The organism is Vibrio sp. 10N.261.55.A7 (assembly GCF_002877365.1).
Classification (GTDB): domain Bacteria; phylum Pseudomonadota; class Gammaproteobacteria; order Enterobacterales; family Vibrionaceae; genus Vibrio.
Window position 1 is genome coordinate 1 of sequence record NZ_MCWZ01000138.1, and the last position, 7,772, is coordinate 7,772.

General features: G+C 40.3%; 9 protein-coding genes. 5 read left to right on the forward strand and 4 right to left on the reverse strand.

The window, feature by feature from the left end:
* Nucleotides 1-209 precede the first annotated feature (209 nt).
* The gene (narQ, locus tag BCU12_RS08805; RefSeq protein WP_102403957.1) at nucleotides 210-1,910 is read left to right on the forward strand and encodes a nitrate/nitrite two-component system sensor histidine kinase NarQ; all 1,701 of its coding nucleotides are present in this window, start codon (nucleotides 210-212) and stop codon (nucleotides 1,908-1,910) included.
* A 29-nt stretch (nucleotides 1,911-1,939) separates the two neighbouring features.
* Nucleotides 1,940-2,554: a response regulator gene (locus BCU12_RS08810; protein ID WP_102403958.1), complete on the forward strand. Its 615-nt coding sequence runs from the start codon at nucleotides 1,940-1,942 to the stop codon at nucleotides 2,552-2,554.
* Between the two features lie 136 nt (nucleotides 2,555-2,690).
* Here BCU12_RS08810 and BCU12_RS08815 read toward each other — a convergent pair whose 3' ends face one another.
* The 3 genes from BCU12_RS08815 to BCU12_RS08825 all read right to left on the reverse strand — a co-directional run bounded on the left by BCU12_RS08815 (nucleotide 2,691) and on the right by BCU12_RS08825 (nucleotide 5,146).
* Nucleotides 2,691-3,482 (reverse strand): EAL domain-containing protein, encoded by a 792-nt coding sequence (locus BCU12_RS08815; protein WP_102403959.1) that lies wholly within the window; start codon nucleotides 3,480-3,482, stop codon nucleotides 2,691-2,693.
* 154 nt (nucleotides 3,483-3,636) lie between these two features.
* Complete coding sequence (locus tag BCU12_RS08820; RefSeq protein WP_102403960.1) at nucleotides 3,637-4,425, reverse strand: DUF2974 domain-containing protein; 789 nt, start codon at nucleotides 4,423-4,425, stop codon at nucleotides 3,637-3,639.
* An 85-nt stretch (nucleotides 4,426-4,510) separates the two neighbouring features.
* On the reverse strand, nucleotides 4,511-5,146 hold the full coding sequence (locus BCU12_RS08825; RefSeq protein WP_102403961.1) for a hypothetical protein: 636 nt from the start codon (nucleotides 5,144-5,146) through the stop codon (nucleotides 4,511-4,513).
* A gap of 167 nt (nucleotides 5,147-5,313) precedes the next feature.
* On the opposite strand from BCU12_RS08825, the gene BCU12_RS08830 reads away from it, so the two are divergent.
* The 3 genes from BCU12_RS08830 to BCU12_RS08840 all read left to right on the forward strand — a co-directional run bounded on the left by BCU12_RS08830 (nucleotide 5,314) and on the right by BCU12_RS08840 (nucleotide 6,899).
* Nucleotides 5,314-5,562: a DUF2164 domain-containing protein gene (locus BCU12_RS08830; RefSeq protein WP_102403962.1), complete on the forward strand. Its 249-nt coding sequence runs from the start codon at nucleotides 5,314-5,316 to the stop codon at nucleotides 5,560-5,562.
* 231 nt (nucleotides 5,563-5,793) lie between these two features.
* Nucleotides 5,794-6,333, forward strand: coding sequence for a cytochrome b (locus BCU12_RS08835; RefSeq protein WP_102403963.1), 540 nt, complete (start codon nucleotides 5,794-5,796; stop codon nucleotides 6,331-6,333).
* Nucleotides 6,330-6,899, forward strand: a complete 570-nt coding sequence (locus BCU12_RS08840) for a YceI family protein (protein WP_102403964.1) — start codon at nucleotides 6,330-6,332, stop codon at nucleotides 6,897-6,899. Before BCU12_RS08835 ends, BCU12_RS08840 begins: the two co-directional genes overlap by 4 nt.
* Nucleotides 6,900-6,975: 76 nt before the next feature.
* Here BCU12_RS08840 and BCU12_RS08845 read toward each other — a convergent pair.
* Nucleotides 6,976-7,772 (reverse strand): CBS domain-containing protein (locus BCU12_RS08845; protein WP_133153841.1); only part of this gene is annotated, 797 nt, incomplete at its 5' end.

The following is a 7,772-nucleotide window of genomic DNA, read 5'->3' on the forward strand; positions in this document are numbered from 1 at the left end:
CAGCTATATTTCTTGTTAATAAACAAACTTTTTCTATACACAAATTGTAGTTTTTGACATATATGGTTAAATACCCATTAGGGGTTAATTCAGGTAGAAATATGTTTTAGATCAATAAATTTCGACGAGACTGGTCACATATTTATATAACTATCAAAAATAGGAGCCGGGTGTGGGTGTAGAACAGAAATACTGCTTAGGAGAAAACCTTGCTTAAAAGGGTTAAACATTCTGTCACTAAGGCAGTAGCAAAGGCTATGTTATTGATAGTTTTGCTTTCATTAATAACGACCAGTTTGGCGATCACAACGTTGGCGTCCAGCTTAAACGATGCGGAAGCGGTCAATGTAGCGGGTTCAATGCGAATGCAAAGTTATCGTTTGGCCTATGATGTTGAAACTGATTCGGTTGATGTCGCCGCCCATATGCACCAATTTGAACGCTCAATCTACTCACCATCAATGAAGCAATTGCAAGACTTCTACGTCCCTCAAGATATCACCCATGATTATTATCAACTGATTATTCGTTGGCATGAATTAAAAACGGTGTTAACGAGTCAAGATAAAGAGCAATACTCGAAAGTGGTTGCTTTGTTCGTTTCTCAAATTGACGATTTTGTATTCAAACTTCAGATGTTTTCTGAGCGAAAACTTAAGGTACTGGCTTGGGTTGGTGGCCTAGGGTTAGGGGCTATTTTACTCGTCAGTGTTTGGGTTGTTCGCTATGTACGAAAAGAGATCGTTGGGCCTTTGAGGTCGTTAGTGGTAGCCAGTGAGCAGATTAAAGACCGCACTTTTGATGTTTGGCTAGACACTTCAAGTCAGAGTGAAATGGGTATTCTAAATCGTACTTTCAATCAAATGGCCGCAGATTTAGGGAGTTTGTACACCGGTCTCGAGCAAGCCGTTAATGATAAAACCCATAGATTACAACACGCTAACCAATCTTTGGGCATGCTATATAGGTCATCACAAGAATTGACGGCGTCTCGAATCACCCATGATAACTTCCAAGCGATACTAAACCAGGTTGCGAATATTGAGGGCGTTCGCTGCGCCAAAATAGAGATTATTGAAAAAGGTGAAAAGAATTCTGAATTCTATGCAGGTGAATTTTGTGATGATTACGACAAAAGAAAAGCATTCGAACTCGATGGTGTCCAATTAGGTTTTCTGTATTGGAAAAGTGCGTTACCTTGCCCAGATCAAGCATTGATCGACAATTTCGTTCAAATTCTATCGAGAGCCATTTATTATAATCAAGCGCAGAGACAAGCCGAACAATTGCTTATTATGGAAGAGAGGGCAACGATTGCACGAGAATTACATGATTCACTTGCTCAATCACTTTCATATTTAAAAATACAAGTGTCATTATTAAAGAAAGTACTAGCTAAACAAGAGTCTAATGATCAAACAGATAAAGCGGATCTTGTAATTAATGAAATTCATAACGGTATTTCCTCTGCTTATACGCAACTTAGAGAACTATTAACAACATTTCGTTTAACCATTAAAGAAGGTAGTTTTGGCGAGGCATTACGAGAAATGTTGTCGCAGTTAGAGCAGCAAACGGATGCTAAGATCGTATTAACAAATGAATTAACGTCAACAGAGTTGGAAGTAAACCAAGTCGTTCATTTACTGCAATTGATCAGAGAAGCAACCATTAACGCGATTAAGCACGCGGATGCTTCGTTAATAGAAGTGAACTGTTTAGAACAAAATAATTTGGTGACTGTATCTATCGTCGATGATGGTATCGGCTTTGAAAAAAGTGTCGAAAAGTTGAATCACTATGGCACAACAATCATGCATGAGCGCGCATCTCGCTTGAATGGTGATTTGAAAATAGATTCTTCGAAAGACCGCGGGTGTACAGTCACTCTTACGTATCAACGAGCCTAAGGATGTAAGTTTTGAATAATTGTAAAGTAATGCTAGTGGATGACCATCCGTTAATGAGGCGCGGCATCAACCAATTGCTGAGTTTTGAAGACGAGTTTGAAGTGGTTGCAGAGGCGAGTAATGGTGCTGATGCCATTGCGAAAGCGCACGAAATAGATCCTGATTTAATATTGCTCGATCTTAATATGAAAGGTATGTCAGGGCTAGATACATTAAAAGCGCTTCGCGCCGATGGTACGACGGCTGCCATTGTCATTCTTACTGTTTCCGACAATGCATCAGATATAGAAGCGATCATTAAAGCGGGCGCCGATGGTTACCTCCTTAAAGATACCGAGCCTGATGAACTCGTTGAATTACTGAAAAAAGCAACGACAGGCAATAAAGCGTATAGCGATGAAGTTGTTCAATATCTGGCAAATCGTGGAAGCAGTGAAGATGTCTTTTCTTCGCTGACCACGCGAGAGAAAGAGATACTTCAAGAGGTTGCAAAAGGCTTTAGAAATAAACAAATTGCAGATCGTCTTTTTATTTCTGAATCGACAGTGAAAGTGCACATGAAAAGCTTACTTAAAAAGCTTCAAGTGCCCTCAAGGACTGCGGCAACCGTTCTGTATTTGGAGCGTTACGGCGACTCCAAATAGCTCATCAGAACTTCATAAACTAGGCTTCTTTAGATAAGGAGCCTTTTTTATGTTCAACCGAGTGAATCTTGAACGGCAATAGTTGAAAGCTGAAAGGTAAAAACAAGAGATATTGGAGGTGTGTGTACCTATTACGTTAGACTGCGTTGCTGATGCAGCTGAGAATAGGTTGTGGGGTGGCTAGGTAAAAGCCTTGAAACATATCTAAATCAAGCTTTTCCATTGCTTGTAGGTGTTCTTTTGTTTCAATACCCTCAACAATGATCTGAGCACCTAATGCACGGGCCATTTTAATTCCTTCCAGTAAGCGATTTGATTCACCACTAAAATGTTCCAATAGAAGGTCCCTATCGAGCTTAATGATATCAGGCTGAATTGATTTTACGCGCTCGATAGTGGAAGCGCAGGCCCCAAAGTCGTCAATGGCGATACAATACCCAGCTTGAGATAGCCTTTTGATTGCTTCGACAAACAAGTATTCGTTGTTGGCATTCAGTTCGACAATTTCCATAACGATTTGGGAGCGATCTATTTGCAGCTCTTTTAAGCGATTAGAGAGTAAACAAGTATTGATATCGCTTAGAGCAAAATATTCACTGACACTCGGTAGAATATTCAAGAACAGTTTGAGGTTTTTGTACTCAGAAATGGCGAAGTTTCGGATATGGATGACGCGACTGAGTTTATCTATGTTGACTTTATCTTTAATCGAAATGTCAGTAGAACTGAAAAATAGATCCGGACGAATACTTTCTCCATGAACATCTTCAATGCGAACGAGCGCTTCGAGGCCAACTAAAATGTTGTTGTGGCCGAATATCGGTTGAAAGACACTACGTAAACTCCAGTGCGAATAATGAGCAATATACTCACCATTTGTATCTGTAAATATTAAAGATTGAAACTGAGATTTCGTAGTTAGGATCATAGTGCCTGTATAGTAATTAAACAGCGAATAACTCTTTGAGTGAGTCAATATTAATTATTCAATGAGAGAGTTAAACCATCTTGATGAATAAATGAGACCATGGCTTGAATTCCGTACTCGAATCCTTCAAATTTCAGATTAGTTTCATAATTTTCTACCTTTCGTCGAAGTAATCTTTGTTCCGAATGTATTTACTCATCAAGTGATAGGTGAAGGGTTTGAGAAGCCAAGAGGTTATTGAGCGTACTAGCCTTATAGCCGTGGATGTGTTTTCATAAATTCGACCATTATATAACCACAGTTGCTTACCCGCGTGACGGTAAAAATAGGGTATAGGTGGTAGGAAAGTGACGATATCGAGGTCACAACAAATACGATATGTTTTTCTTTTTAGAGCGTATCTATTCATAAAGTGTTTGCCGCCTATCGCAGGCTGCCCAAAAGTAACAATGCGTTTTATTGATTTAGGGTAACGCTTTTCAATGGCATCGCCGACAATACAGGCGATAGCACCTCCTGAAGAGTGACCCGTGAGCGTAATTCTTTTATTGCTTTTGATGAGGGGCGTCAGGATTTGAAAAAGTCGTTCAAAAACGGAAAGCCCAAGCGTGTCGAGATTATGTTTGGGAATACTTTCTTGGCTAAGGAGGAAATGAAAACCCGCATGTATAGAATAGTTTAAGTCGAACTCTTTACAATTCTTTTGCCAAACGCAGCAGGTTAATAACCAGTCCCATATGTTGTGAGAGCCTTTAAAAACGACAACAACTTCCTCTTCATCTTTACTCCATAGAACTCGAATAAAAGTTTGACCAAGTCGGTTATTAATAATGCGCTGACCTTGTCCAGAAAAGCCATAATTGCTTTGTTTAAATACTCGATGGTAGCTCAGGTTACAAAGTACCGCGTAGCGTTCGTATTGGTATCGTTTTAGTTTCTTCACTACTTAATAGATGCAAGAAGGGAGGTTGGATTAAGAGTAATGGCGAGAGGTGAAGAAACTATGACAATGACTGAAGGTTAACAGATCAATTCCATTGAATAATGGCGTATAGCTGAATGTATTTCCTAACTAATTGTTGGTTTTTGGAGTGCGTTAAAGGGTGCGAGTACTTAATATAATAAGGGCTTAACTTGTACTGGCTTTCTAGTAGGTGAGTCAATTGTGATTCACTTTCATATAGGCTAATGCCTTGAGCGCTGTAGGCATCAATTTCATCGGGCAATCTTCCCGTCCACCAGTGCATGAGTTCTCGGCTTTGCTTGCCTCGGCTAATCCAATGATCAGACAGTAGCAATAGCAGATCGTTTGGTTGAGTCGCAAACCCATACTCCTGCTGCCATTCACCTACATCTTTCATTAGCTTTTCTCGGCATGTTTTCCCTGCACTAACCATATGATGAGTTAGGATCCAGACAGTACCAATATCAGAACTGACTCTAAAATGATGTGGATTGTCAGTATTTTTAGTCGATTCTAAAAAACCATAGTCGCAGTGATGCCCAAATTCATTCAACGTGCGTGAAAGTCGGCGAGAGAAAGCCAACCCGAGGTGATGTTGACTCATTCCTTGATTGTGAATGGTAGGGTAATGCTTTTCACACAACTTAAGGCAGTCGGTTTGAAATTCATTAACACTTTGAATCAATACATCTAATAGCAAACTTGAAACCCCGAATAATTGAACAACTACAATCCATTGTGTTGGAAGATTACCATAGCTATTCTAGACTGCAGCGTAGAATATCTAACTTCATGATCACCCCCACTTTTTAAGGTAATAATCTAAGAATTACTGGGGTATTAATGAAAATATAAAAGGATGAGGCAATGTCTGAGATAGAGTTTAATGCAAAGCAAAAAAGAGAGATGAGCGATGATCTCCAGCAGTATTTGGAATCTGAATTCGATGTTGAAATTGGTCAATTTGATGCAGAGTTTTTATTCGAACATATCTGTAAAAATTTTGGCCCTGCGTTCTACAACAAGGGTCTTCAAGACGCGCAAGCGATCATGGAAAGTCGATTGGCTGATATTAGCGATGAAATTTATCAAATAGAAAAAGTTTCAGACTATTAATAGTTTAATCCATATCAAAGAGGACTTTTTGAAGTGAGATCATGAATCGATCAGTGGTGTGATTCGCCGCAACGAATGGCCTTTATAACAAGTTCGAAAAAGTTGAATGACACCATCAATTTTTAGTAGTTACGCAATTGTAAATCTTAGTAAATAATATGTACTCAACTTCAATACTACGTACTCTAATTGAGACCGATTAGCATTCTCTTAGATTTAACGGATGACAGAATGAGCAGTAATGTACAAACATATAACTTAACCGCACGAGTATTACACTGGGTATCTGCACTCGCTGTCTTTGGCTTGTTTGGTGTGGGCTACTGGATGGTGGATCTAAGCTATTACAGTGAATGGTATCGAGTTGCACCGCATTGGCATAAATCCATTGGTATCTTGTTGTGTGTCGTTACCTTAGTTCGTATTTTTTGGAAAAAAATTACTGAGTCCCCTGACATTGAAGGACATAAGTTAGAGGTACTGGCTGCCAAAGTCGCGCATAGTGCTATTTATGTTCTACTGTTTACTATATTTACAACTGGATACTTAATCTCAACAGAGGATGGCCGAGGCATTGACGTCTTCGGAATCTTTACTGTGCCTGGGATGGGCGCCTTATTTGAAGGGCAGGCCGATCTTTCAGGTCAGATACACCGCATTGCAGCTTGGGCGCTCGTGATTATGAGCTCTTTACATGCACTAGCCGCAATCAAACATCACTTCATAACGAAAGATAATACGCTCAACAAGATGATAGGAAGAATCAAATGAAAAAAGCACTAATGGCAACTGGTCTGGCGATGGCAATGTTCTCTTCAATGGGGGCGAACGCTGCTGATTACATGATCGACACTAAAGGCGCGCACGCGTCTATTAACTTCAAGGTAAGCCATTTAGGCTATAGCTTCATCAAAGGGCGTTTCAACAAGTTTGATGGTGAATTTTCATTCGACTCATCTGACGTTGAAAGTTCTCAAGTGAAAGTGAATGTCGATACTCGTAGCTTAGACTCGAACCATGCTGAACGTGACAAGCATATACGTAGCGATGACTTTATTAACGCATCTAAATTCAATACGGCAACGTTTGTCAGTAATAAGGTGACGGATAACGGTGATGGTCAGTTTGACATTGCAGGAGATCTTTCTCTTCACGGTGTGACTAAACCTATTATTATCAACGCAGAACTGATTGGCGAAGGTAATGACCCATGGGGTAATGAGCGTGTGGGCTTTGTTGGCAAAACTCGACTAGAGCTTGCAGATTTCTCAATCCAGGTGATGGGCGACTCAAGCTACGTTGATATGGAACTGCATATTGAAGGTATTAAGAAATAGTTGAAATCAACTATATCTAAGATAGCCCGCTTATATAGCGGGCTTTTTTACGACTTCAGAATTGAAAACGACAGGATCAAGCCGAGCGTTGGTTATGTGGCTTTGTCACGATGATGGGTTTTCCATAGATTGGTCGAAGCGCCTTCATCACAGCGTGGCGATCGATGATTCCAACAAAAGTATTCCCTTCTAAAACGGCTAACGTATGCGGTACAGAAGCTTTCATTGTTTTCGCTCTCTCTTCAACTGACATCGTATTAAGCTGAGTTGCGACGCCTGCTTCATTAGCGGGAAAGAGTTGCTCTTTATCAATACAGAAACGTTCAGCGACATTTAGTAATCGATCTTTGGCTTGTACTGACAAGACTTCGTGTGACATTAGATCGACTACCTTTTGTTGTATGCCAATCTTGTAGTCCTCACACCACAAATCGACCATTACATCGTGAGTGGAAAAAAAACCGATAAGATGATCATTAGCATCGCATACTGGGGCAATGGTGAGTTTATTTTCTAGTAAAGCGTCTAGTGCAATGGGTACAGGAGTGTCCGCTCTTAATGTTATTGGGGTTGGATCCATTACATCTTCCACAAGTGATGAAATATTCACATTGTTGGTTATCGCAGAGTACGGGTTCGTTTTGATTTCTAGCTGTGCAACAGCGACTGATCTAAGTTGCGGGCGACGATATATCACCCAGTTAGTCAATCCTACCAGTACTGTCCCACCAACGATGTTGCCAAGCGTGACTGGAATTAGATTCGCGGTGAGAAAGTGAGAGATGGTGAGATCAGAAAACTGACTAGGGCTAGATCCAATTTGAATCCAAAAGCTTTCCGGAGCGAAGTTGGTTAGGATAATGCCCAAAGGAA